23 protein-coding genes and 1 tRNA gene are annotated in these 25242 nt (G+C 69.9%); 19 read left to right on the forward strand and 5 right to left on the reverse strand.

The annotated features are described in order from the left end of the window. Window positions 1–361 precede the first annotated feature (361 nt). Complete coding sequence (locus ACWPN5_RS24110; RefSeq protein WP_145678734.1) at window positions 362–1162, forward strand: undecaprenyl-diphosphate phosphatase; 801 nt, start codon at window positions 362–364, stop codon at window positions 1160–1162. Between the two features lie 21 nt (window positions 1163–1183). Here ACWPN5_RS24110 and ACWPN5_RS24115 read toward each other — a convergent pair whose 3' ends face one another. Both ACWPN5_RS24115 and ACWPN5_RS24120 read right to left on the reverse strand, forming a co-directional pair. After that, window positions 1184–2359 (reverse strand): MFS transporter, encoded by a 1176-nt coding sequence (locus ACWPN5_RS24115; protein WP_492297808.1) that lies wholly within the window; start codon window positions 2357–2359, stop codon window positions 1184–1186. Window positions 2360–2532: 173 nt separating this feature from the next. Beyond that, window positions 2533–3522: a complex I NDUFA9 subunit family protein gene (locus ACWPN5_RS24120; protein WP_145689204.1), complete on the reverse strand. Its 990-nt coding sequence runs from the start codon at window positions 3520–3522 to the stop codon at window positions 2533–2535. Between the two features lie 228 nt (window positions 3523–3750). Here ACWPN5_RS24120 and ACWPN5_RS24125 point away from each other — a divergent pair. From ACWPN5_RS24125 to ptsN, 9 genes are all read left to right on the forward strand, one after another. Then, a tRNA-Leu gene (locus ACWPN5_RS24125) sits at window positions 3751–3837 on the forward strand. 123 nt (window positions 3838–3960) lie between these two features. Then, window positions 3961–4587: a ribonuclease D gene (locus ACWPN5_RS24130; RefSeq protein WP_145689205.1), complete on the forward strand. Its 627-nt coding sequence runs from the start codon at window positions 3961–3963 to the stop codon at window positions 4585–4587. A gap of 200 nt (window positions 4588–4787) precedes the next feature. After that, window positions 4788–5816 carry a KpsF/GutQ family sugar-phosphate isomerase gene (locus tag ACWPN5_RS24135; protein WP_145689206.1) on the forward strand — a complete coding sequence of 343 codons (1029 nt, stop codon included), beginning with the start codon at window positions 4788–4790 and terminating at the stop codon, window positions 5814–5816. Between the two features lie 26 nt (window positions 5817–5842). Beyond that, window positions 5843–6592 (forward strand): LPS export ABC transporter periplasmic protein LptC, encoded by a 750-nt coding sequence (lptC, locus tag ACWPN5_RS24140; protein WP_145689207.1) that lies wholly within the window; start codon window positions 5843–5845, stop codon window positions 6590–6592. Then, the gene (locus ACWPN5_RS24145) at window positions 6589–7512 is read left to right on the forward strand and encodes an LptA/OstA family protein (protein ID WP_145689208.1); all 924 of its coding nucleotides are present in this window, start codon (window positions 6589–6591) and stop codon (window positions 7510–7512) included. The genes lptC and ACWPN5_RS24145 overlap by 4 nt, the downstream gene beginning before the upstream one ends. Window positions 7513–7530: 18 nt before the next feature. Next, the gene (lptB, locus tag ACWPN5_RS24150; RefSeq protein WP_145689209.1) at window positions 7531–8367 is read left to right on the forward strand and encodes an LPS export ABC transporter ATP-binding protein; all 837 of its coding nucleotides are present in this window, start codon (window positions 7531–7533) and stop codon (window positions 8365–8367) included. A gap of 16 nt (window positions 8368–8383) precedes the next feature. Next, on the forward strand, window positions 8384–9973 hold the full coding sequence (rpoN, locus tag ACWPN5_RS24155; protein ID WP_145689210.1) for an RNA polymerase factor sigma-54: 1590 nt from the start codon (window positions 8384–8386) through the stop codon (window positions 9971–9973). Window positions 9974–10096: 123 nt separating this feature from the next. Beyond that, window positions 10097–10693 (forward strand): ribosome hibernation-promoting factor, HPF/YfiA family, encoded by a 597-nt coding sequence (gene hpf, locus ACWPN5_RS24160; RefSeq protein WP_145689211.1) that lies wholly within the window; start codon window positions 10097–10099, stop codon window positions 10691–10693. Window positions 10694–10727: 34 nt separating this feature from the next. After that, window positions 10728–11186 (forward strand): PTS IIA-like nitrogen regulatory protein PtsN, encoded by a 459-nt coding sequence (gene ptsN / locus ACWPN5_RS24165; RefSeq protein WP_014198055.1) that lies wholly within the window; start codon window positions 10728–10730, stop codon window positions 11184–11186. A gap of 148 nt (window positions 11187–11334) precedes the next feature. On the opposite strand, the gene ubiG is transcribed toward ptsN, so the two are convergent. Then, window positions 11335–12096: a bifunctional 2-polyprenyl-6-hydroxyphenol methylase/3-demethylubiquinol 3-O-methyltransferase UbiG gene (gene ubiG, locus ACWPN5_RS24170; protein WP_145689212.1), complete on the reverse strand. Its 762-nt coding sequence runs from the start codon at window positions 12094–12096 to the stop codon at window positions 11335–11337. Window positions 12097–12252: 156 nt separating this feature from the next. Here ubiG and ACWPN5_RS24175 point away from each other — a divergent pair, with 156 nt between their 5' ends. The 7 genes from ACWPN5_RS24175 to prfA all read left to right on the forward strand — a co-directional run bounded on the left by ACWPN5_RS24175 (window position 12253) and on the right by prfA (window position 22229). Continuing rightward, window positions 12253–13488: an aspartate kinase gene (locus ACWPN5_RS24175; protein WP_040133868.1), complete on the forward strand. Its 1236-nt coding sequence runs from the start codon at window positions 12253–12255 to the stop codon at window positions 13486–13488. A 25-nt stretch (window positions 13489–13513) separates the two neighbouring features. Then, window positions 13514–14596, forward strand: a complete 1083-nt coding sequence (locus ACWPN5_RS24180) for an NAD(P)H-dependent flavin oxidoreductase (RefSeq protein WP_492297813.1) — start codon at window positions 13514–13516, stop codon at window positions 14594–14596. 1 nt (window position 14597) lies between these two features. After that, window positions 14598–16898 (forward strand): phosphoenolpyruvate--protein phosphotransferase, encoded by a 2301-nt coding sequence (gene ptsP, locus ACWPN5_RS24185; RefSeq protein WP_145689214.1) that lies wholly within the window; start codon window positions 14598–14600, stop codon window positions 16896–16898. Between the two features lie 217 nt (window positions 16899–17115). After that, entirely contained in the window at window positions 17116–18438 is a 1323-nt protein-coding gene (locus tag ACWPN5_RS24190; protein WP_492297814.1) for a helix-turn-helix domain-containing protein, read from the forward strand. Between the two features lie 132 nt (window positions 18439–18570). Next, entirely contained in the window at window positions 18571–19719 is a 1149-nt protein-coding gene (gene ispG / locus ACWPN5_RS24195) for a flavodoxin-dependent (E)-4-hydroxy-3-methylbut-2-enyl-diphosphate synthase (RefSeq protein WP_145689215.1), read from the forward strand. A gap of 115 nt (window positions 19720–19834) precedes the next feature. After that, on the forward strand, window positions 19835–21181 hold the full coding sequence (hemA, locus tag ACWPN5_RS24200) for a glutamyl-tRNA reductase (protein WP_145689216.1): 1347 nt from the start codon (window positions 19835–19837) through the stop codon (window positions 21179–21181). Next, the gene (gene prfA, locus ACWPN5_RS24205; RefSeq protein ID WP_145689217.1) at window positions 21156–22229 is read left to right on the forward strand and encodes a peptide chain release factor 1; all 1074 of its coding nucleotides are present in this window, start codon (window positions 21156–21158) and stop codon (window positions 22227–22229) included. Before hemA ends, prfA begins: the two co-directional genes overlap by 26 nt. 6 nt (window positions 22230–22235) lie before the next feature. Here the strand turns inward: prfA and ACWPN5_RS24210 are convergent, their stop codons facing one another. After that, complete coding sequence (locus tag ACWPN5_RS24210; protein WP_492297817.1) at window positions 22236–22619, reverse strand: endonuclease domain-containing protein; 384 nt, start codon at window positions 22617–22619, stop codon at window positions 22236–22238. Between the two features lie 119 nt (window positions 22620–22738). On the opposite strand from ACWPN5_RS24210, the gene prmC reads away from it, so the two are divergent. Next, window positions 22739–23593 carry a peptide chain release factor N(5)-glutamine methyltransferase gene (gene prmC / locus ACWPN5_RS24215; protein ID WP_492297819.1) on the forward strand — a complete coding sequence of 285 codons (855 nt, stop codon included), beginning with the start codon at window positions 22739–22741 and terminating at the stop codon, window positions 23591–23593. Window positions 23594–23880: 287 nt separating this feature from the next. Further along, window positions 23881–24321 (forward strand): DUF4167 domain-containing protein, encoded by a 441-nt coding sequence (locus tag ACWPN5_RS24220; protein WP_145689219.1) that lies wholly within the window; start codon window positions 23881–23883, stop codon window positions 24319–24321. A 96-nt stretch (window positions 24322–24417) separates the two neighbouring features. Here ACWPN5_RS24220 and ACWPN5_RS24225 read toward each other — a convergent pair whose 3' ends face one another. Continuing rightward, window positions 24418–25212 carry an MOSC domain-containing protein gene (locus ACWPN5_RS24225; protein ID WP_200479607.1) on the reverse strand — a complete coding sequence of 265 codons (795 nt, stop codon included), beginning with the start codon at window positions 25210–25212 and terminating at the stop codon, window positions 24418–24420. Between the last annotated feature and the right edge of the window lie 30 nt (window positions 25213–25242).

Here is a 25242-nt window from a genome sequence, read left to right on the forward strand (position 1 = left end):
ATGGGGACGGCGCCGGCGGCCGGGCGACCCTTTTTCGCGCCGATGAGGCGCGGGGAGGGGCGTGGCCGCAGTGAAAACGAAAGCCCGCGGTCACGCGGTCTGAACGTCATATACCGCAAGCGAAGGCGCCGCGCGAGCATATTTTCGCCGTTATGGCAGTATGGCTGACCAAACCGTGACTCGATGTCGCGGAAGCCTCCGCAGAGTGCCGGAGAGCCTGAAAAACAAGCAAGAAAATTAGGACCGATCCGGGACTATCGCCCAATTCGGGGTATCGCCCCATGGGTCGTCGCCTTCGCCATGTTGCGCTGCTATAAGCCGGACATTGCCATCCGCCATCCTGTCAGAGGCCACGCGCCGCATGCTGATCGACCAATATCTGGACGCCGCTCTGCTCGGCCTGATCGAAGGGCTGACCGAATTCCTGCCGGTCTCGTCCACCGGCCACCTGATCATTTTCGACACCCTGCTGGGCTTCGAAGGCCCGCCGGGCAAGGTGTTCGAGGTGGTGATCCAGCTCGGTGCGATCCTGGCGATCTGCACGGTCTATTTCGCCCGGCTGTGGAACGTGGTCACCGGGCTGAAGGACGATCCGGGCGCCCGCCACTTCGCCATGGCGGTGATCCTGGCCTTCCTGCCGGCGATGGTGCTGGGGGCGGCGCTGCACGGCGTCATCAAGGCGGTGCTGTTCAACCCGACGGTGGTCAGCATCGCGCTGATCGTCGGCGGCATCGGAATCCTGATGGCGGAACGGTTGGTGCCGGTGCCGCGCTACAACCAGATCGAGCGTTTCCCGGCGCCGCTCGCCCTCAAGATCGGCCTGTGCCAGTGCTTGGCGCTGGTGCCGGGCGTGTCGCGCTCGGGCGCCACGATCATCGGCTCGCTGCTGATGGGGGTGGACCGGCGGACCGCCGCGGAGTTCTCCTTCTTCCTGGCGATCCCGACCATGGCCGGCGCCACGGTCTACGACCTCTACAAGAACTGGAGCCTGATGAACGTCGACTCCGCGCTGCTGATCGGGGTCGGCTTCGTCACCGCCTTCGTCGCGGCGGCGCTGGTGGTCAAGGTGCTGGTCGACTTCGTCGGGCGCTACGGCTTCGCGCCCTTCGCCTGGTACCGCATCGCCATCGGCACGGGGATGCTGGCGTTCCTCTATCTCTGACCGGAACCCCTCCCGCGCGCCTCAGCCCTGCCGGGCGACGGCGCGCGAGGAGGCCGCGGCGATGACCAGCGCCAGCGCGGCGACCAGGGCGAAGGAAAAGCCCACCGTGCTGGCCTCCGCCACGAAACCCAGAAGGGCCGGACCGGTCAGCACCCCGGCGTAGCCGAGGGTCGCCACCGCGGCGATGGCCTGACCCGCTTCCCCCTCCGCCTTGGCCCCGGCGGCGCTGAACAGCACCGGCACCACGTTCGACAGGCCGAGCCCGGTCAGCCCGAAGCCGGCGACCGCCACCACCGGCCCGCCGCCGGTCAGGGCGACGGCCAGTCCGGCGAAGGCCAGAACCGCCCCGGCGCGGACCAGCACCGGCCCGCCGAACCGCTGGCGAAGCCGGTCGCCGCAGAAGCGGCCCACCGCCATGGCGCCGGAAAAGACGGCGAAGCCCAGCGCCGCGATCGACGCCGCCCCCCCCAGATCCTCGCGCAGATAGACGGCGCTCCAGTCCAGGATCGCGCCCTCGCTCATGAAGGCCAGGAAGGTCAGCGCGCCCAGCAGCAACGTGCCGCGGTCGGGCAGGGCGAGGCCCGTCGGCTCGGCCTGCTGATCGGCGCTTCCGGGCAGGAAGCGGCGGTGCAGCGCGAAGAACAGGAGCAGCAGGGTCGCCGCGAGCAGGGACGCCTGGACCGGCGGCGGCAGGACTTGCAGCAGCAGGCCGCCGACCCCGGCGCCGAACAGGCCGCCCAGGCTCCACATGCCGTGCAGCGATGACATGATCGGCCGCCCGAGATGGCGCTCCACCAGGGCGCCGTGGGCGTTCATCGCCACGTCCATGGTGCCGCCCGCCGCCCCGAACAGGAACAGCACGGCGCACAGCGACAGCAGGTCCGGCATCAGCGCCGGCAGCGGCAGGATCAGGGCGAAGGCCACGGCGGTGAGCCGGATCACCGGGGCGCTGCCGACGCGGCCGAGCAGCGGGCCGCTGCCGACCATCGCGGTCAGCGCCCCGGCGGCGAGGCAGAGCAGGGCGACGCCGAGCACGCCGGGGCTGAGGTCCAGATGGTCCTTGATCGCCGGGATCTGGGTCGCCCAGACGCCGAAGACCGAGCCGTTGACGAAGAAGGCCGCCAGGGAGGCCAGCCGGGCGCCCGGGGCGCGGTCGGCGAATTCCCGTATGGTGAAATCCTGCGTTGCGGCCTGCATGATCCTCCGCGCCCCTTCCGTCGCCCCGATGAAGGGGCCAGATGCGGCAGGCGGGCGCGGGAATCAAGGCCGCGCGCCGCAGGGCACCCTTGCGCGGGTTCGCCGGAACCGAAAACGGCGAAAGCCCCGGCGACGAGCCAGGGCTTTCGTGTCGATGGCGCGGGCCTGTGGGATCAGTGCGCGCCGGAATGGTTGCCGGCGTCGCGCGGCGTCGTGTTGGAGCGGCCGCCGACGATGAAGCGCGACAGGTAGGTCGGCAGGACCACCTCGCAGCTCGACAGGTTGGCGATGCCCAGCTCCTTGAAGCCCGGCGCGCCGGCGGCGGCGACGTTGTCGGTCCGCAGCATCTCCACCTGATCGCGGGTCAGCGGCGGGGCGACGATCGGCGGAACCTTCTCCAGCAGGCCGCCCAGCGTCTCCGCGACGTTCCAGGGAACCGGCACGAGGAAGCGCTTGCGGCGGATCTCCCGCAGCATGAGCTGCATCAGCTCCTTGAAGCTGTAGACGCGCGGGCCGCCCAGCTCGAAGGTCCGGCCGGCGGCCGAATCCAGCGTCGCGGCGGCGGCGATGGCGTCGGCCAGATCGCCGACATAGACCGGCTGGAACTTCGTCGCCCCGCCGATCAGCGGCAGCGCCGGGGACACCTGCGCCATGGCGGCGAACTTGTTGAAGAAGCCGTCCTCCGGCCCGAAGACGATGCTCGGGCGGATGATGGTGGCGCCGGGGAAGGCCTGCGCCACCGCCTGCTCGCCCGCCGCCTTGGACTTGGCGTAGGCCGAGGCCGACTTGGCGTCGGCGCCGATGGCCGAGACATGGACGAGGCGGCGCACGCCGCTGGCCTTGGCGATGCGGGCGATGCGCGCCGGGGCGTCGACATGCACGGTCTGGAAATTCCAGGCGCCGCGCTCGTACAGCGTGCCGATCAGGTTGATGACGGTGTCCGCGCCCTGGATGGCCCGCGCGACCGACTGGTCGTCCTTCACGTCGGCGGCCATCGGCACGATCTGGCCGACCGAGCCGGCGGTCTTCAGGAAGTTGGCCTTGTTCGGATGGCGCGACACCACGCGCACGATGGCGCCGGTCTTGGCGAGGCGGCGAATGAGATGGCGGCCGACGAATCCCGAACCGCCGAACACCGTGACCACTTCAGAGCGATAGGACATCGACCTTCTCCCGTGCCGTTGGGCCCGCAAATTCTTTCCCTCCGGGCCGCCCGCCAGCGGGGCGGGGCGACCGGATCGGGGGTTGCTTATATAGAAACCTCCCCGGAGAGGCTAGGGCCTGACGCGCCGCCCGCCGCCCATTTCGCGCCCGGCGGATCTTTCCGCGCGAAAGTGAAAAAAGCTGTTGACGGGCCCCCACCAGCCGGCTACATAAGCGGCCCACACCGAGCCCAGGTGGCGGAATTGGTAGACGCGCAGGTTTCAGGTACCTGTGGCAGAAATGTCGTGGAAGTTCGAGTCTTCTCCTGGGCACCATATCTACCCGGCTGCGCCGCATGCTACGGTCCTCCCCCAACGGGACGGAAAGGTAGCAGAGCGGCGTTCGTCGTTTCTGGGGTCCGTGGCCGGGGGCCGTCCTACTGAGCGGGAAGCCACCCAATGCCCATCGACCTCCATGACGGCGACCTGCCGGACGGTCTCGACCTGAAGTCCCTTGCCCGCGACGGCGCCGTCGCCATCGACACCGAGACCATGGGGCTGAACCCCCACCGCGACCGGCTTTGCCTGGTCCAGCTTTCCCCCGGCGACGGCACGGTGCATCTGGTCCAGTTCCGCAAGGGCCAGTACGAGGCGCCGAACCTGAAGCGTTTGCTCGCCGACCCCGAGGTCACCAAGCTGTTCCACTTCGCCCGCTTCGACGTGGCGGTGATGCGCGCCTATCTCGGCGTCGCCTGCCAGCCGGTTTACTGCACCAAGGTGGCGTCCAAGCTGGTCCGCACCTTCACCGACCGGCACGGGCTGAAGGATCTGGTGAAGGACCTGCTGGGGGTGGAGCTGTCCAAGCAGCAGCAGTCCTCCGACTGGGGTGCTGCGGAGCTGACGCCGGAGCAGATGAAATACGCCGCCTCCGACGTGCTGCACCTGCACGACCTCAAGGAGAAGCTCGACGTCATGCTGGCGCGCGAGGGGCGAACCCATCTCGCCAAGGCCTGCTTCGACTTCCTGCCGGCCCGCGGCGAACTGGACCTCGGCGGCTGGGAGCAGCCGGACATCCTGTCGCATTGAGGGCTGTCGCATCGACGGCCGGCGGCGGGGCGGGAGCCCTGGTGGAATAGGTCAAGCCCTCCGGACGTTGATTTGACCGGACGCGCGCGGGTGGGCATACTGCCCGCGCGGCGGCTGGCGCGTTGTCGCGGATACGCGGGCTGCCAGTCGGAGTACCCTTTTTCGGCCCCTTGGGCCAACCAGAAGAGGCAAGCACCGCCTTGACGAGCCTGACCGCATCCAGCCTGGCACCCAGCCTGATCGATCGCCCAGCCGATCGCCCATCCGACGGCGCGGCCGATCGCGACATCGCGAGCGCCCGGCGCGTCCTGCGGATGGAGGCCGAGGCCCTGACCGCTCTGGCGGACGGGCTGGACGGCGCCTTCGTGCGCGCGCTGGACCGGCTGGCCGCGATCGCCGGGCGCGTCGTCGTCTCGGGCATGGGCAAGTCCGGCCATGTGGCGCGCAAGATCGCCGCGACCCTGGCCTCCACCGGCACGCCGGCCTTCTTCGTCCATCCGGGCGAGGCGAGCCACGGCGACCTCGGCATGATCGCCCGGCAGGACGCGGTCATCGCCCTGTCCAACTCCGGCGAGACGCACGAGCTGTCGGACATCGTCGCCTACACCCGCCGCTTCGACATCCCGCTGATCGGCATCACCCGGCGCGCCGGCTCCTCCCTGGCCGAGCAGTCGGACGTGGCGCTGGTGCTGCCGCCGGCCCCGGAGGCCTGCCCGCTCGGGCTGGCCCCGACCACGTCGAGCACGATGATGCTGGCGCTGGGCGACGCGCTGGCGGTGGCCCTGCTGGAGCGGCGCGGCTTCACGGCGGCGGATTTCAAGCAGTTCCACCCCGGCGGCCAGCTCGGCCGGGCGCTGCTGAAGGTGACCGACGTGATGCACAAGGGTGAGGATATGCCCCTGTGCGCCTTGGATACGCCGCTTTCCACCGTCATATTCGAGATGACGGCCAAGCGGCTCGGCTGCGTCGGCGTGGTCGACGCCGCGGGCGCGCTGGCCGGCGTCATCACCGACGGCGACCTCCGCCGCCACCTGACGCCGGAGCTGTGGGCGGAGCGCGCCGACAGCATCATGTCGCCGCGGCCCAAGACGATCCGCCCCAAGGCGCTGGTCGAGGAGGCGCTGCGGGAAATGAACGCGAAGCAGATCACCAGCCTGTTCGTGGTGGAAGCGGACCGGCCGCTCGGTGTTGTGCACATTCACGATTGCCTGCGCGCCGGGGCGGCGTGACGGGCAGCCGGAGGACGGTTGACGCCATGGACAGCGACCTGAAGGATCGGACGGTGAACACGCAGGAGCGGCGCGCGGATGCGCCTTCCCTTGCCGCGCAGCTCATGGCGATGCCGGGAGCGCTGCCGGAAGGGGAGTCGGAGGGCGAGGCCGCCAAGCGCGTCCACCGCCGCCGGGACATCCGCCCGGTCAGCCGCGGGTACAGCCGGTTCGTCACCGGCATGAAGTTCGCGCTGCCGGCGCTGGCGCTGGCGGTGATGGCGCTGATCGCCGTCTGGCCCTCGCTGACCGAGCTGCCGACCCTGCGCATCTCGGCCGACAAGGGCCAGCTGGAGATGATCAAGCCGCGCTACATCGCGGTGGACGAGGACAACCAGCCCTTCTCGCTGGTGGCGGCCAAGGCCGACCGCATCGCCGACCAGCCGGACGTCATGCTGCTCGACCAGCCGGAGGCCGAGATGACCCAGACCGACGGCACCTGGGTGACCATCCGCTCCGACAAGGGCTGGTACAACCAGGTCACCGGCATCCTGCTGATGCGCGGCCATGTCCGCGTCATGCGCGACGACGGCAACGAATTCACCACCGAGGAAGCGGAATCCGACATCCGCAAAGGCACCGCCTGGGGCGATGTCCATGTCGTGGGCCAGGGGCCGCAGGGCGTCATCAACGCCGAGGGCTTCCGCCTGTCCGACCGTGGCAAGACGATGGTGTTCCTGAACCAGTCCAAGGCCGACGTCCAGGCCGCCGAAAGCCCGGGAGGAAAGACGCGTTGAGTGCAGCCACCCTTGCGGCCCCGCTGATGGCCGCGTTCCTTCTGCTGTCGGGGGCGGCGATTCCGGCGGCGGCCCAGGGGCTGCCCGGCCTCGGCGGCGGCCCGAACCCGGTCGAGGTCAACGCCGATCAGGCCATCGAATGGCACCAGGACGTGCGCGCCTATGTGGCGCGCGGCAACGCCTCGGCCAAGCGCACCGACAGCACCGTCTACGCCGACGTGCTGACCGCCTATTACCGCGAGGTGCCCGGCAAGGGGAACGAGGTGTTCCAGCTCCTCGCCGAGGGCAACGTGCGCATCGTCAGCCCGACCCAGGAGGTCTTCGGCGAGCGTGGTGTCTACGACGTGGACAAGCAGGTGGCGGTGGTCACCGGGCGCAACCTCAAGCTGGTCACCCGCACCGACATCGTGACGGCGCGCGACACGCTGGAATATTACGAGGCGAAGAACCTGACGGTGGCCCGCGGCGACGCCGTGGCGGTGCGCATCGCCAACGGCGACCGGCTGCGCGCCGACATCCTGATCGGCCAGCTCAAGAAGATGCCGGACGGCTCGACCCAGATGGAGCGCATCGACGGCGCCGGCAGCGTGGTGGTGACCACCGCGACCGACGTGGCGCTGTCGGACAAGCTGGTCTATTCGGTGGCCGACGAGACGGCGGTGCTGCTGGGAAACGTCAAGATCACCCGCAACGACAACCAGCTCAATGGCGACGCCGCCGAGATGAACATGAAGACCAAGGTCAACCGGGTGATCGCCGGTCCCGCCACCGGCGGGCGGGTGATGGGCCTGCTGATCCCCGGCCAGGAGCCGGGCGCCCCGGGGGGCCGGCCCACCGCCCAGGCGGGCGGAAAACCCACGGCCCAGCCGGGCGGCACGCCCACCGCGCAGACGGGCGCCAAGCCCGCCGCGAAGCCCTGACGACCCGGCAGCGAATCAATGGCCATGGACATCGAAGACCGGGGCCTCGGCGGCCCGACCCTTTCCGCCCCGAACCAGCCGGGCCACCCGTCGGCCCACCCGGCGGGCCATCCCGCCACCGACGTGCGCCCCAGCGAGGGGCTGGTGGCCCTGCATCTGGGCAAGGCCTACAAGAAGCGCCCGGTCGTCCGCGACGTGACCGTGACGGTCCAGCGCGGCGAGGCGGTCGGCCTGCTCGGCCCCAACGGCGCGGGCAAGACGACCTGCTTCTACATGATCACCGGGCTGATCGCCGCCGACTCCGGGACCATCCTGCTCGACGGGCAGGACATCACGGCGCTGCCCATGTACCGCCGGGCGCGGCTGGGCATCGGCTATCTGCCGCAGGAGGCGTCGATCTTCCGCGGCATGTCGGTCGAGAACAACATCCGCTCCGTGCTGGAGGTCGTGGAACCCAACCGCGACACGCGCGAGCAGATGCTGGACGAGCTGCTGGCGGAGTTCTCGATCACCCACCTGCGCCGGGCCCCGGCGCTGGCGCTGTCGGGCGGCGAGCGGCGGCGCGTCGAGATCGCCCGCGCGCTGGCCTCCCAGCCGCATTTCATCCTGCTCGACGAGCCGCTGGCCGGCATCGATCCGATCGCGGTGAACGACATCCGCGAACTGGTCAGCCACCTGCGCGACCGTGGCATCGGCGTGCTCATCACCGACCACAACGTGCGTGAAACGCTCGACCTCGTCGATCGGGCATACATCTTGCACGATGGTGTGGTACTAATGGAGGGAGAGCCGGCCGAGATCGTGGCGCACGAGGATGTGCGCCGGGTCTACCTCGGCGACCGGTTCAGCCTCTAGTGCGGTTTCCCTGCCCATGGCGCTCAGCCAACGCCTCGATCTTCGTCAGACCCAGTCCCTGGTGATGACTCCGCAGCTGCAGCAGGCCATCAAGCTGCTGCAGCTGTCGAACATCGAACTGTCGGACTTCGTCGATCGCGAGATCGAGCAGAACCCCCTGCTGGAACGCGACGGCGGTCCCGGCGAGGGCGGTGGCGATGGTGGCGGAGAGGCGGGGGGCGACGGGGCCGGTGACGGCGGGGGGGCGCCCGGCGCGGTGGACCTCGCCGCTCCGGAGGAACGCCAGCCGCCGATGACCGACGGGCGGACCCGCGACACGGTGGAGATGACCGCGTCGGAAACCATGGGGTCGGCGTCCGACGCGCCGCTCGACACCGATTTCGAGAATGTCTATTCCGACGACCGCTTCTCCGACGGAACGGACGGGGCGAGCGACGTCTACGGCTCCTGGCAGGAGCGCGGCGGGCGCGGCGGCTTCGAGGACGACGAGTCCAACCTGGAAGCCACGCTGACCGGCCAGAAGAGCCTGCGCGACCATCTGACCGAGCAGCTGAAGATCGACTTGCCGGACCTCGGCGACCAGCTCATCGGTCTGGCGCTGATCGACATGCTGGACGAGGCCGGCTGGATCACCGGGTTGGAGGTCGAGAGCCTCGCCGGGCAGCTCGGCTGCGCACCGGAGCGGGTGGAGCGGGTTCTGGCCGCCTGCCAGCGCTTCGACCCGCCGGGCATCTTCGCGCGGTCGCTGAAGGAATGTCTGGCGATCCAGCTGCGCGAGAAGAACCGCTTCGACCCGGCGATAGAGGCCCTGCTCGACCATCTGGAGCTGCTGGCGGCGCGCAACCTGCCGGCGCTGATGAAGGTCTGCGGCGTGGACGCCGAGGACATCGCCGACATGGTCGCGGAGATCCGCAAGCTGAACCCCAAGCCGGCGCTCAGCTTCGACCACACGCCGGCCCAGCTCGTCACCCCCGACATCCTGATGCGCGCCAACCCGGGTGGCGGCTGGCTGATCGACCTGAACCCGGACACGTTGCCGCGGGTGCTGGTCAACCACCGCTATTTCGCGCGCATCTCCGGCACCGCCCGCAACAAGGCGGACAAGGAATACATCACCGAGCGCTTCCAGTCGGCCAACTGGCTGGTCAAGTCGCTGCACCAGCGCGCCACCACGATCCTGAAGGTGGCCAGCGAGATCATCCGGCAGCAGGACGCCTTTTTCATCCATGGCGTCTCGCATTTGAAGCCGCTGATCCTGCGCGACATCGCCGAGGCGATCGGCATGCACGAGAGCACAGTCAGCCGCGTCACGACCAACAAGTTCATGGCGACGCCGCGCGGCGTGTTCGAGTTGAAATACTTCTTCACTTCCGCCATCCAGGGGGCCGACGGGCAGGCCGCCCACTCGGCGGAGGCCGTGCGCTACCGCATCAAGGCGATGATCGACGCCGAGAAGCCCGAGGACGTGCTGTCGGACGATAAAATCGTCGAAATCCTTCGTGGTGAAGGGATCGACATTGCGCGCCGGACGGTCGCGAAGTATCGTGAAGCGATGCGCATTCCGTCATCGGTGCAGCGACGCCGTGCCAAGATGTCACGCATGTAACCGGGCCGGGAGGGGGCCGTCCTTGATTGACAGCCCATACCGCCGTCACTATGGTCCCCGTCCGCACGTGGCGGCCTTCCGTCGTCCTATGTCTATCGCGGACCAGATTGGAAACATCCCAAAATGCAACTGACCGTCAAAGGCAAGCAGCTTGACGTTGGTGATGCTCTGCGCACCCACGTCGCGGACAGCCTGAACACCATCGTCGGCAAGTATTTCAACAAGCCGATCGAGGCCAACGTCGTCCTGACGCGCGAAGCGCATCTGTTCAAGGCCGACATCCAGGTGCATGTCGGTCGTGGGATCGTCCTTCAGAGCGCGTCCGAGGCCACCGAGCCGTACCCCGCCTTCGACACCGCGTGCGAGAAGCTGGCCAAGCGCCTGCGCCGCTACAAGCGCCGTCTGCGCGACCACCACAGCGTCGAAGCCCCCGCGCAGGAAGCCTTCCCGGCCCGCTACCAGATCCTGGAAGCGGAGAAGGACGAGGCCCATGTGGAGAGCGACGAGGCCGCCGCCGAGGAGGCGCAGCCCATCGTGATCGCCGAGATGGAAACCAACATCGCGACCCTGGCGGTCAGCGAGGCGGTGATGCGCATGGAACTCGCCGACGCTCCCGCGCTGATGTTCCGCAACGGCGCCCACGGCCGCCTGAACCTGGTCTACCGCCGCGCCGATGGCAACATCGGCTGGGTGGACCCGGCGGAGAAGGCCGGCGCCTGAGTCCGGTCTCTGTTCCAACCACACCCATAGCGTCATGCTCGATCTCATCACGCCGCACGCCATCCTCCCGAACCTGAAGGCCGGCAGCAAAAAGCAGGCCCTGCAGGACTTGGCGCGCAAGGCGTCCGAGCTGACCGGCCAGCACGAACGGGCGATCTTCGACGTCCTCCTGGAGCGCGAGCGGTTGGGCACCACCGGCGTGGGTCATGGCATCGCCATCCCGCACGGCAAGCTGCCCAACCTCGACCGCGTCCACGGCGTCTTCGCCCGGCTGGAGCGGCCCATCGACTTCGATGCGATCGATGAGCAGCCGGTCGATCTTATTTTCCTGCTGTTGGCTCCGGATCATGCCGGCGCCGACCATCTGAAGGCGCTGGCCCGTGTGTCGCGCCTGCTGCGCGACCAGTCCATGTGCGAGAAGCTGCGCGGTTCGGACTCGGCGGACGCAATCTACGCGCTGCTGACCCAGCATGAAGCCAGCCACGCGGCGTAAGGCGCGTTCTCTTGCGAACACGAAAAACGGGAGAGCCGGCGGCTCTCCCGTTTTTTTGTTGTCCGGCACCCGGTGCCGCCGTCTTTCCGGGCTCTGGCGGCAGGACGTACGTATGTACGTCCGTACGCCTCGCCGCCGCCCCGTACGTTCAGGCCCGCTCGGCCCAGCCCATGTAGTTCACGTCGAGATCGCGCGGGTTGAGCCGGAACTCGTCGGACAGCGGGTTGTAGGTGATGCCGGTCAGGTCGCGGATCGCCAGCCCCTCGGCGCGCACGGCGGCGGCCAACTCGCCGGGGCGCAGGAACTGGCGCCAATTGTGGGTGCCGCGGGGCAGCCAGCGCAGGATGTACTCGGCCCCGACGATGGCCAGCGCGAAGGATTTCGGCGTGCGGTTCAGCGTCGCCAGGAACAGCGCGCCGCCCGGCGCCGTCAGTTCCGCGCAGGACTTCACGAACAGCGGCACGTCGGCGACATGCTCGATCACCTCCATCGCCAGGACGGCGTCGAAGCGCTCGCCGCTGGCTGCAAGGGCCTCGGCGGTGGTGGCGCGGTAATCGACGGGGGTGCCGGTCTCCGCGGCGTGGGCGGCGGCGGTGTGGACGTTGCGCTCCGCCGCGTCGACGCCGACCACGGTGGCGCCCATGCGGGCGACGGGCTCCGACAGCAGGCCGCCGCCGCAGCCGATGTCGACGATGCGCAGGCCCTTCAACGGCTCGGCCGCGAGCGGATCGCGGCCCAGGCGGCGGCACAGCGTGTCTCGGATGTAGGCCAGCCGCAGCGGGTTCAGCCGGTGCAGGGGCCGGAACTTGCCGGTGGGGTCCCACCACTCCGCGGCGATGGCCGAAAAGCGGGCGACGTCCTGGGGGTCGACAGTGCCTGCGGTGCCTGCGGTTCCGGCGGTCGCGGTCATGAAAGAAATCCCGTATGCTTGGATTGCGAGAACAATTGCGGGGCGAACTTGCCTCGCTGTGAGCGACAGAGTATGGATACGCCGCCCCGCGCCGGCAACGGTAGAGCGGGGGCGCGGACTGCCGGCTTTTTTGCCGGCCCAGACATGGTGTGAGGTATGGCGCGGATCGTCCTCAAGTTCGGCGGCACGTCGGTCGGCGACATCGACCGCATCAAGAACGTGGCCCGAAAGGTCGAGCAGGAAGTCAAGGCGGGGCATCAGGTCGCCGTCGTCGTGTCGGCGATGTCCGGCGTGACCAACCAGCTCGTGAAATACTGCAACGACATCGACAAACTGCACGACGCGCGCGAGTACGACGCCATCGTCGCTTCGGGCGAGCAGGTGACCTCCGGTCTCCTCGCCATCGCGCTGCAGTCGCTCGGCATCCAGGCGCGGTCCTGGCTCGGCTGGCAGATTCCGATCTACAGCGACGAGACGCACGGCAAGGCGCGCATCGTGTCCATCGACACGGCGGAGCTGGACAAGCGGATGAACACCGGCGAGGTCGCCGTGGTCGCCGGTTTCCAGGGCGTGACCGAAAGCGGGCGCATCACCACGCTGGGCCGCGGCGGCTCCGACACCTCGGCGGTCGCGCTCGCGGCGGCGCTGAAGGCCGACCGCTGCGACATCTACACCGATGTGGACGGCGTCTACACCACCGACCCGCGCATCGTCACCAAGGCCCGCAAGCTCTCCAAGATCACCTACGAGGAGATGCTGGAGCTGGCGTCGCAGGGCGCGAAGGTCCTGCAGACCCGCTCGGTCGAGATGGCGATGAACCACCGCGTGCGCGTGCAGGTTCTGTCGAGCTTCGAGGAGGCCGCCGGCAGCGCGCTTCCCGGTACCCTTGTTGTTGACGAGGACGAGATCGTGGAAAAGGAAGTTGTGAGCGGCATCGCCTACAGCCGCGACGAGGCGAAGATCACCCTCATCGGCGTCGCCGACCGTCCGGGCGTGGCGGCCAGCATCTTCGGTCCGCTGACCGACGCCGCCGTCAATGTGGACATGATCGTCCAGAACGTGTCGGAAGACGGCAAGTCCACCGACATGACCTTTACGGTCGGCAAGGCCGACATCGCCCGCGCCGTCAAGGTGCTGGAGGACGCCCAGGCCGAGCTGAACTACAAGCGCATCGTCTCCGACGCCAACGTGGTGAAGGTGTCGGTGATCGGCGTCGGCATGCGCAGCCACGCCGGCGTCGCGCAGCGCATGTTCAAGGCGCTGGCCGACAAGGGCATCAACATCCAGGTCATCTCCACCTCCGAGATCAAGATTTCCGTCCTGATCGCCGAGGAGTATGCGGAGCTGGCGCTGCGCGCGCTGCACACCGCCTACGGGCTGGACGCGGCCTGAGCCGGGTGAAGGGGGAGGGGCGGCGATGACCGACGCCAGGTCCGACGCGGTCGCAGGCGCCCGACTCGACCGGCTGTGGGAGCGTGGCTGCGCCTTCCTCGGCACGCGCACCGCCATCATGGGCGGTGCGATGAGCTGGGTGTCGGAGCGTCATCTCGTCTCCGCCATCTCCAACGCCGGGGGGTTCGGCGTGCTGGCCTGCGGCTCGATGCCGCCGGACCTGCTGGCGGCGGAGATCGCCGCCACGCGGGCACTGACCGCGAAGCCCTTCGGCGTCAACCTCATCAACATGCACCCGGACCTCGACCGTCTGATCGACGTCTGCCGGGAGCTGGCGGTGAGCCATGTGGTGATCGCCGGGGGCTTCCCCAGCGGCGCCACCATCAAGCGGATCAAGGACGGCGGCGCCCGCGCCATGGCTTTCGCCCCGACGCTGGTCAGCGGCCGGCGGATGGTCAAGATCGGCATCGACGCCCTGGTGATCGAGGGCACGGAGGCCGGCGGCCACATCGGCCCCGTCTCCACCACCGTCCTGGCGCAGGAGATCCTGCCCGACCTGCGCGAGGTCCCGGTCTTCGTGGCCGGCGGCATCGGGCGCGGCGAGGCCATCCTGTCCTATCTGGAGCAGGGGGCGGCGGGCGTGCAGATCGGCACACGCTTCGTCTGCGCCACCGAATCCATCGCGCACCCGCGCTTCAAGCAGGTCTTCATCAAGGCCTCGGCGCGCGACGCCCAGGCGTCGGTGCAGATCGACCCGCGCTTTCCGGTGATCCCGGTGCGGGCGCTGACCAACGCCGGGTCCAAACGCTTCATGGAGCTTCAGCGCGAGGTCATCGCCCGCGTCGACCGCGGCGAGACGACGCGCGACGCCGGCATCCTGGAGATCGAGCATTTCTGGGCCGGCGCGCTGCGCCGCGCGGTGATCGACGGCGACGTGGAGAGCGGCTCGCTGATGGCCGGCCAGAGCGTCGGGCTGGTCACGCGCGAGCAGCCGGTGGCCGAGATCATCGGCGACCTGATCGTCCAGGCCGAAGCGGCGCTGGCCGCCCGCTGCCCGGCATCATCCGACCGGGCTTCCGACCAGCCGGTCATATTGGGGGCGGCGTGAGATGAACGGCGTCGTGGGCGACATCCCCGCCGGTTCGCCGGGCTTCGACGGTGCCGCCTCGCGCCGCCTGCTGGCGCGGCTGCGCGACGTCATGGCCGGCTCCGGCTCCGGCCAGGAGCGTCTCGACAAGATCGTCACCCTGATCGGCATGGAGATGGGGGCGGACGTCTGCTCCTGCTACGTCATGCGGGCGGGCGAGGTGCTGGAGCTGTTCTCCACGCTCGGCCTGAACCAGGACGCTGTGCACAACACCCGCCTGCGCGTGGGCGAGGGCATCGTCGGCGACATCGCCGGACACGCGCGGCCCATCGCGCTGGACAACGCGCCGTCGCACCCCAGCTTCGCCTACCGCCCGGAAACCGGGGAGGACCCGTTCCTGTCGCTGGCCGGCGTGCCGATCCTGCGCGGCGGCAAGGTCCGCGGCGTCCTGGTCATCCAGCACAAGGACCGCCGCCGCTACACCGAGGTCGAGGTCGAGACGCTCCAGACCATCGCCATGGTGGTGGCCGAGCTGGTCGCCCAGGGCGAGCTGGTCAACCCGCAGGAGGTCGCCTCCACCGGCGACCCGGCGCTGCTGCCGGCCCGCCTGTCGGGCACCTCGCTGGCCAGCGGCTTGGCGATGGGGCTGGCGGTGATCCACCGCCCGCAGCTGACCATCCGCCAGATGGTGTCCGAGGACGCGGAGAGCGAGCTGGCGCGGCTGAACGCCGCCATCGCCACCATGCACAGCGCCATCGACGACCTGCTGAACGCGGCGGCGCTGGCGGGGCTGAGCGAGCCCAAGGACATCCTGGAAACCTACCGGATGTTCGCCGAGGACCGCGGGTGGCTGTCGCGCATCCGCGAGGCGATCCGCATGGGCCTGACGGCGGAAGGGGCGGTGCAGCAGGTGCAGAACGACACCCGCGCCCGCATGAGCCACCTGACGGACCCCTACATCCGCGAACGTCTGCTCGACCTGGAGGACCTGACCAACCGGCTGCTCCAGCACCTCGCCGGGCGCAAGTCGGAGGCCGACGGCGGCACGCTGCCGGAGGACATCGTCCTGGTCGCGCGGTCGATGGGGCCGGCGGAGCTTCTCGATTACGACCAGCGCCGCCTGCGCGGCGTGATCCTGGAGGAAGGCTCGCCGTCCAGCCACGTCTGCATCGTGGCGCGCGCGCTGAACATCCCGGTGGTGCAGGCGCCCGACGCGCTGAACCGGATCGAGCCGCTGGACCCGGTGATCGTCGACGGCGACCACGGGCAGGCCTTCGTCCGCCCGGCCGAGGACATCCAGATGGCCTTCGCGGAGGCCGTCGCCTTGCGCGCCCGCAAGGAGCAGATGTACGAGGCGATCCGCGCGCAACCCTCGGTGACGCGGGACGGCGTGCCGATCTCCATCCAGCTCAACTGCGGCCTGCTGATCGACCTGCCGCACCTGAAGGCCAGCGGGGCGGAGGGCATCGGCCTCTACCGCACCGAAATCCCCTTCATGGTGCGCTCGACCTACCCGGACGTCCACGCGCAGACCGACCTCTATTCCCGCATCCTCGACCAGACCGACGACAAGCCGGTGGTCTTCCGCACGCTCGACGTCGGCGGCGACAAGATGCTGCCCTACATCGCGGCCAGCGAGGGGGAGGAGAATCCGGCGCTCGGCTGGCGGGCCATCCGCATCGGGCTGGACCACCCGTCGCTGCTGCGCCAGCAACTGCGCGCCCTGCTGCGGGCGTCGGCCGGGCGTCCGCTGTCGGTGATGTTCCCGATGATCGCCGAGGTGGCGGAGTTCGACGCCGCCCGCCGCCTGCTCGACCTCGAGATCGCCCGGCTGGAGGGGCAGGGCGGCGAGCCGCCCAGCCGCGTGCGCGTCGGCACGATGATCGAGGTACCGGCGCTGCTCTGGCAGTTGCCCGCCCTGCTGCCGCGGGTGGACTTCCTGTCGGTCGGCTCCAATGACCTGACCCAGTACATCTTCGCCAGCGACCGCGGCAACCCGCGCACCTCCGGCCGCTACGACCCGCTGTCGCCGGCCATGATGAGCCTGCTGCGGCGGCTGGTCGAGGCCTGCGGCGACGCCAACGTCCCGGTCAGCATCTGCGGCGAGATGGCCGGCCGGCCGCTCGACGCCATGGCGCTGATCGGCATCGGCTTCCGCACCCTGTCGATGTCGCCGCCCTCGGTCGGACCGGTGAAGACGATGCTGCGCTCGCTCGACGTGGCGGCGCTGCGCCAGTACATGAACGGGCTCTACCTGCGCGGCGACCACAGCCTGCGCGACAAGCTGCGCAGCTTCGCCAAGGACCACGGCGTCCTCATCTGAGGCCGCGCCCGAGCCTTCCGCCACCGCCGCTTCCTCCACCCCGGAGCCATATCCGGCGCCGGCGCTTGCCTTGGCGGCGTTTTGTTACAGCGGTTTGGACGAAGGGCGTATACAAGAGGGCAGGATCAAGGTCTTTCCCGGTTGCGCCGACCCCGCGGCTGGCGTACCCATGCCGGGGGTGCGACCATAAGTCATCCGAGGCGACGGTACGGTTGAGATGATGGCCAAGCGCAAGGTTTTCGGCTCCTACGACCCCGCGCAGGACGGCGCGGCGCAGACCGGCCCCAGCGTGTCCGACACCCTGCGCGAGACGCGCGAGAGCCTCGGCTACGACCTGCGCGAGGTCGCGACGATGCTGCGCATCCGCTACCCGTACCTGCAGGCCATCGAGGCGGGCCGGTTCGAGGATCTGCCGGGCACCACCTACGCCGCCGGCTTCCTGCGCTCCTACGCGGAATGCCTGGGGCTCGACCCCGACACCATCCTCACCCGCTACAAGGACGAGGCGGCGGGCCGCACGCGCAGCCAGCAGCTCTATTTCCCGACTCCGGTGCCGGAAGGCCGCATCCCCGGCGGCACGGTCCTGCTCGGCACGATGGTGCTGGCCGGCATCGTCTACGGCGGCTGGTACTATCTGTCGGCGACCGACCGGTCGATGGTCGATCTGGTCCCGACCCTGCCCGACCGTCTGGTCTCGCTGCTCGACACGCTGCCCTTCAACGCCAATCAGACGGGCGGCCAAACCGCCGCTCTGCCGGCGCCGGCCGAATCGCCCGCCGCCCCGGCCTCGGTGCCGACCGTGATGGCGGAAGCTCCGTCCGTCTCGGCGGTTCCCCCGGTGACCGCTTCGCCTCAGGCAGGCGGCGCCTCCACGGCGGTGCCCGTCCCGTCACCGCCTGCTCCGGTGGCGTCGGTTCCCGCTGCTCCGGTCCCGACCGCCCAGGCTCCCGCGGCTCCGGCCAAGCCCGCCGCGGCCCCCGCTCCGGTGGTCGCCCAGCCGGCGCCGGTCGCTCCCGCCAAGCCGAGCGCTCCCACGGCGGCTCCCGCTCCCGCTGCCGCGCCCCCGTCAGCTGCCCCGTCGGCCATGGTGAACGTCCCGCCGCCGCCGGCCGAAGACGACGAGTCGGAAGGCGCCGCGCAGGAGCCGACGCCGCTCACCCCCGCCGCACCGGTCATCGCCAGCCTGCCGCCCGCGGCTCCGGCGGCGCCGCCGCCCGCCGCCGATGGGGCGCTGCCGTCGAAGGTCTACGGCACGCAGAACACCGCCTCGCGCATCCAGCTCCGCGCCACCCAGGACAGCTGGATCCAGGTGCGGGACAACAGCGGCGAGATCATCTTCACCCGCGTGCTGAAGCCGGGTGACGTCTACCGCGTGCCCGACCGCTCGGGCATCCGGGTGCGCACCGGCAACGCCGGCGGCCTGATCGTCGTCACCGACGGGGTGGATGGCGCGGCGATGGGCGCGGTCGGGCAGGTGCTGCGCGACGTGTCGCTGGACCAGCACGCCCCGACCCTGCGCGGCGCCGCCCCCGCTCATTGACGACGGGCCGTTCCCGACAAGCCGGAAACGGCTTTTTCCCTTGAATCCGGCGCGGCGGACCGCACTTCAGGCGTGATGCCGGCTGCGCTATAAGACGCGCCGGACCCGATTCATGCCCCGAGGCCACAGCCCATGAGCAGCGTGCGCGCCTACCGCCAGATCCTTCGCCGCAAGTCCCGCCAGATCCGGGTGGGCAACGTGCTCGTCGGCGGTGACGCGCCGATTTCGGTGCAGACGATGACCAACACGCCGACCGCCGACATCACCGCCACGGTGGCGCAGATCCAGGCGGCGGAGCGGGTGGGCGCCGACATCGTGCGCGTCTCCTGCCCCGACCAGGAATCGGCGCTGGCGCTGAAGCAGATCGTGCCGCAGGTCTCGGTGCCGATCGTCGCGGACATCCATTTCCACTACAAGCGCGCCATCGAGGCGGCGCAGAGCGGGGCGGCCTGCCTGCGCATCAACCCTGGGAACATCGGTTCGGCCGAGCGGGTGCGCGAGGTCGTGAAGGCGGCCAAGGACTACGGCTGCTCCATGCGCATCGGCGTCAACGCCGGCTCGCTGGAGCAGGACCTGCTGGAGAAGTACGGCGAGCCCTGCCCGGAGGCGCTGGTCGAGAGCGCCCTGAACCACGCCAAGATCCTGGAGGACCATGACTTCACCGAGTTCAAGATCTCGGTGAAGGCGTCCGACGTGTTCCTGGCGGTGGCCGCCTACCAGGGTCTGGCCGAGGCCTGCGACTACCCGCTGCACATCGGCATCACCGAGGCCGGCGGCCTGCGCGCCGGGACGGTAAAGTCGTCCATCGGGCTGGGCATGCTGCTGTGGTCGGGCATCGGCGACACCATCCGCGTGTCCCTGTCGGCCGAGCCGGCGGAGGAGGTCCAGGTCGGCTACGAGATGCTGAAGTCGCTGGGCCTGCGGCGGCGCGGCGTCACGGTCATCTCCTGCCCGAGCTGCGCGCGGCAGAATTTCAACGTCATCAAGACGGTGGAGACGCTGGAGGCGCGGCTGGCTCACATCACCACGCCGCTGACCCTGTCGGTCATCGGCTGCGTGGTCAACGGCCCCGGCGAGGCGCGCGAGACCGACATCGGCCTGACCGGCGGGGGCAACAACACCCATCAGGTCTATCTGTCCGGCGTCACCGACCACCGGCTGAAGGACCAGAACATCGTCGACCACCTTGTCGGGCTGGTCGAGAAGAAGGCCGCCGAGATCGAAGCGGCCAAAGCCGCCGAGAAGGCCACCGAAAAGGCGGCGGAAAACGCCGCCGAGTGACGGAACCGGCGCGGGCGGACAAATTGAACTAGGGACGCTCCGCGCCATCCGTGCTTAAATCCGCGGCAACCGTACCATCCTTGTCGGCCGTGCCGCGGCCTGGGCCAGAGTCAGAGTGACCGCTTCCTATTTCGTCATCGGCGCCAGCCACCGGTCCTGCTCCGGCGCGATCCGCGACCGTCTGACGACGGAGGAGGCGGAGGTGCCGGCGATGCTGGAGCGGCTGAGCGCCGCCGGCATCACCCAGGCGATGTGGCTCAGCACCTGCGACCGGGTCGAGGTGCAGGCGGTGCACGAGCGCCCGAACGAGGCCGCTCTCACCATCGCCGGGATCATGGCGGAGCGGGTGGGGCTGAGCGAGCCCGACCTCGCCGGGCAGCTCTACACCCTGACCGGCCCGGCGGCGGTGCGCCACGTCTTCGCCGTCGCCTGCTCGCTCGACAGCCAGATCGTCGGGGAGCCGCACATCCTCGGGCAGGTCAAGGCCGCCCACCGCCACGCCGCCGCCGCCGGCCTGTCCGGGCCGGAGCTGGAGGGGATTCTCCAGGCCGCCTATGGTGCTGCCAAGCGGGTGCGGCGCGAGACGCCGATCGCCGAGGGCGCCACCTCGCTGGTCGCGGCGGCGGTCCAGGTGGCCCGCGACCTGCACGGCGACCTGAGGCGCTGCACCGGCCTGCTGATGGGGTTGGGCGACATGGGCGCCCTGGTGCTGGAAGGCTTGCGCGAGGCCGGGCTGGGACGGCTGATCGTCGCCGCCCCGGTGGACCGCCGGGCCGAAGCGGCGGCGCGGCGGATGGACAGCCACTTCGCGCCCTGGGCCGATCTCGATTCGGCGCTGACCAGCGCGGATATCGTGGTGACCGCGGCGGGTCTGGGGCGCTATATCCTCTCCGCACCGCAGTTGGGGGCGGCGTTGAAGCGCCGCCGCCGGCGCCCGGTGTTCGTGGTGGACGCGGCGATCCCAGCCGACGTCGATCCGGACGTCGCCGGGCTGGACGAGGCCTTCGTCTACGACCTCGCCGATCTGGAGCGCGTGGCGTTGCAGGGGCGGGTGGGGCGCGAGGCGGCGACCCAGGCGGCCTGGACCATCGTGGACGAGGCCCTGGCGGCCTTCGCCCGCCACCGGGCCGAGCGCGCCGCGGTGCCCGCCGTGGCGGCGCTGCGGACGCATTTCGAGATGGAGCGGCGGCGCCTGCTGGACGAGCAGCGGGGGCTGGACGCGGCGTCGGCGACGCGGCTGCTGGTCAACCGGCTGCTGCACGGCCCGTCGGAGGCGCTGCGCGCCATGGCGGCGGACCCGGACGGCGCCGGTCTGGCGGAGCGGGCGGCGGCGGAACGGCTGCTGTTCCGGCTGTTCCGGCTGGACGAGCCCGCCGGCGGTGGCTTGGCCGAAACCGGTCAGGGTGCCGGAAGCGATTTGGATAAGGACGAGCGACGTGAGCCTGGACGAGAAGTTCAATAGGGTCGTGGCCCGCCATGACGAGCTGCGGGACGCGATGGCGGCGGGGACGGTGGACCCGGCGGACTTCGCCCGGCTGTCGAAGGAATACGCCGACCTGACGCCGGTGGCCGAGGCCATCGCCGAGTTGAAGAAGGCGAAGGCGGAGGCCGCCGATCTGGCCGGCATGATCGCCGACCCGGCGGGCGATGCCGAGATGAAGGCGCTGGCCGAGGAGGAGTTCGCCGAGCTCACCCGTGGCATCCCCGCCCTGGAGCGCCGGGTGCAGATCGCCCTGCTGCCCAAGGACGAGGCGGACGAGAAGAACGCCATCCTGGAGGTGCGCGCCGGCACCGGCGGCGACGAGGCGGCCCTGTTCGCCGCGGAGCTGTTCGAGATGTACCGCCGCTACGCCGGGCTTCGGGGCTGGCGGTTCGAGACGATGGAGGTCAGCGAGACCGGCATCGGCGGCTACAAGGAGGCCATCGCCAACATCACCGGCCGCAACGTCTTCGCCCGGCTGAAGTTCGAATCGGGTGTCCACCGTGTGCAGCGCGTCCCGGCGACCGAGACGCAGGGGCGCATCCACACCTCCGCCGCCACCGTCGCGGTGCTGCCCGAAGCGGAGGAGGTGGACATCCACATCGACGAGAAGGACCTGCGCATCGACGTGTTCCGTTCCAGCGGTCCCGGCGGCCAGTCGGTGAACACGACGGACAGCGCGGTGCGCATCACCCACCTGCCGACCGGCCTCGTCGTCAGCCAGCAGGACGAGAAGAGCCAGCACAAGAACAAGGCCAAGGCCCTGAAGGTGCTGCGTGCCCGTCTCTACGAGCGGGAGCGCGCCGAGAAGGACAAGGCCCGCGCCGCCGACCGCAAGAGCCAGGTGGGCTCCGGCGACCGCTCGGAGCGCATCCGCACCTACAACTTCCCGCAAGGGCGCGTGACCGACCACCGCATCAACCTGACGCTCTACAAGATCGAGAAGGTGATGGCCGGCGAGGCGCTGGACGAGCTGATCGACGCGCTGACGGCGGAAGACGAGGCGGCGCGGCTGTCGGAGCTGCAGTAGGGCGGTCTAATCTCCCTCCCCCGCCAACGGCGGGGGAGGGTCGGGGAGGGGGCCGAGCGCCTCGCCGATGATGCGGGCCACCCCCTCCGGGTTGTTCAGCACGTCGTTGTTCCAGAAGCGTAGGACCCGCCAGCCATGGTGCCGCAGATGCTCGTCCCGAATGGAGTTGTAGGCCGAGTCAGCGTGCTGGCCACCGTCCGTCTCGACCACCAGCCGCGCTTCGACGCAGGCGAAATCGGCGATGTAGGGAGGGATCGGGTGCTGACGCCGAAAGTACCATCCACCAATCTGGCGCCGCCGCACAATCGCCCAAAGCTTGCGCTCCGCGTCGGTCGGGACATGGCGCATGGTTCGGGCGCGGTCGCGCGTGTCTTCCTTGATGCGGGGCATGGCGGGCAACCTCTTGCCCCCTCCCTAACCCTCCCCCGCTGCGCGGTGGAGGGGACAAAGCGACGCAGCGTTCAAGCTCCCTCCACCGCCTATGGCGGGGGAGGGCTGGGGAGGGGGCCATGACCATCACGCTTCACCAACTCCGCCGCACCGCCGAGGCCCGCCTGCGCGAGGCCGGGGTGGACACGCCCGACCTCGACGCGCGCCTGCTCGTCGAGCACGCGCTGGGTCTCACCCGCCACGACCTGTTCACCCGGGCCAACGACCCCGTGCCCGAATCAGACGCCGCGCGCCTCCTCGCCCTGGTCGAGCGGCGGGCGGCGCGGGAGCCGGTGGGGCGCATCCTCGGCCATCGCGATTTCTGGACGATCGACCTCGCTCTCAACCCCGACACGCTGGAACCCCGGCCCGACACCGAGACGCTGGTCGAGGCGGTGCTGAAGGCGCTGCCGGACCGGAGCGCGCCGCTGCGGCTGCTCGACCTCGGCACCGGCACCGGCTGCATCCTGCTCGCCCTGCTGGCGGAACTGCCCAACGCCAGCGGCCTCGGCGTCGATCTCAGCCCCGGCGCGGTGGCCGCCGCCACCGAGAACGCGGCGCGCAACGGGCTGGCGGAGCGGGCGCGCTTCCAGACCGGCAACTGGGGTGCCGGGCTGGCCGAGCGGTTCGCCGTTGTCGTTTCCAACCCGCCCTACATCCCCAGCGCCGACATCGCCGCGCTCGATCCGGAAGTGCGGGAGCACGACCCGCTGCGGGCGCTGGACGGTGGTGCCGATGGGCTGGATGCCTACCGGATCATCGCTGCGCAGTTGCCCGACCTGCTCCGGCCGGGTGGTCTGGCCGGGCTGGAGGTCGGGCAGGGGCAGGCGGCGGACGTGGCCGGGCTGCTGGCCGCCGCGGGGCTGGAGCCGGCAGGCGTCTTGCGCGACCTGGGCGGCGTGGAACGCTGCGTCCTGGGGCGGAAGCGGCCGTGATTTCGCCCCATCCCCCCAAAAAAAAGGTTGGATTGACGCGCGGTCCCCAGTAGGGTGCAAGGACGACGATGGCCCGGGGACGATCATCCCAGGGCGTACCCATGGCCTCCGGAAACCCCGCGCGGTTGGGCGGACGTCCGAGAAGGCAGACCGGTTGATCGGTTGGGCGCGTCGATTTGATCCCTGCGACCCATCCGCGGTTGGTTCCGCGGCGGGCCCGGCGACCGGATGGTCAGCCAGGGCGTTTGCGGGATTGCACTTCTCTTACATGGGGCCATAAGAGCCAAATGAGACAAGGACCGAACTCCAGGCGCTCGCGCGGTCGTGGCAACGGCGGCGGTGGTGGCGGAGGTGGCGGCGGCGGAGGTGGCGGCGGCAACCGCCGGCAGAACGTTCCGCTGCGTCACCAGACCTTCGACAGCAATGGTCCGGACGTGCGCATCCGCGGCAACGCGTGGCAGGTCCATGAAAAGTATCTGGCGCTGGCCCGCGACGCCTCCTCGTCCGGCGACCGCGTCCAGGCCGAAAACTACCTTCAGCATGCGGAGCATTATTTCCGCATCATCAACCAGATCCAGGAATCCGAGAACCGCCAGCGCGGCAACGTCGGCGCCGCGGGCCTTGGCCCGCAGCCCAGCCTGGGCGGTTCGGCGGAGGACGAGGACGGTGGCGAGATGGGCGACGAGTCCGAGACGGCCGCCGACGAACGCACCCCGATGAGCGCCTGACCGTCCGTTTGATGACCATCGGTCCTGAGGCCGGGGAGTTCCGGCTTCAGGCCTGACGGGTTTCAGGCCTGACAGTGTTCAGGATTGCGGGTTTTTTCAGGCCGGCAGGTCGTCGGCCAGCGCCACCGGGTCGCCCACCGCGATCCGGCCCCCATGCACCACCCGGGCATAAACTCCACACTGCGTGTGGTCGTAACCGCGCTCCAGAATGGGGAGCGTGTTGAGGTCGCGCGCACCGGTCGCCGGGTTGACCTCGCTGGACGGCCGGCAATCCTTGTGGTCGCAGATGCGCAGCGTGACCTCGCCGACGATCAGCAGCGCGCCGATCCATTGGCGTTCCACCCAGGGCTCCAGCCCGTCGATCATCAGGTTGGCGCGGAAGCGCCGCGGGTCGACCGGCTGCTTGGCCACCCGCTCCTCCAGATCGCGCACGCTGGCGAGATTGAGGATGGAGACCGCGGCCTCTTCCCGGTCGGTGAAGGAGAAACCGCCGCCCTGCGCCGGGTTCCTGGCCTCGGCCAGCTTGGGCAGGCCGGGAGCGGCGCCGGCCAGATAGGCGGCGAAGAACTGCTCCACCAGCATCCGGCCCATCGGCTGGTCCAGACGCCCGCGCGACACCTGCTTGCCACCGCGCCGGATGATCAGCGACTGGGTGGCCTCGTCGAACTCGGAATCGAGCAGCGCCAGCTTCTCGTTCCGGTCGAGCGTGAAGAAATCCTCGTTCGGGCGCCAGCCCTCGACATCCGGGGTCAGGGCGGCCGGGCCGTGCAGCAGGCCGAAGCGCCGGTCAAAGGGGATGGGTTGGCCGGTGACGAGGTCAACGGCGGGAAGATCCTGGCCGCTCAGCCCCTTCACGGGGTAACGGCGTATGGCGGCGACGGTCGCGGGCATTGCATCGCACAATGGTGGGACCGGTTCGCT

The organism is Azospirillum sp. UENF 211521, assembly GCF_058780535.1.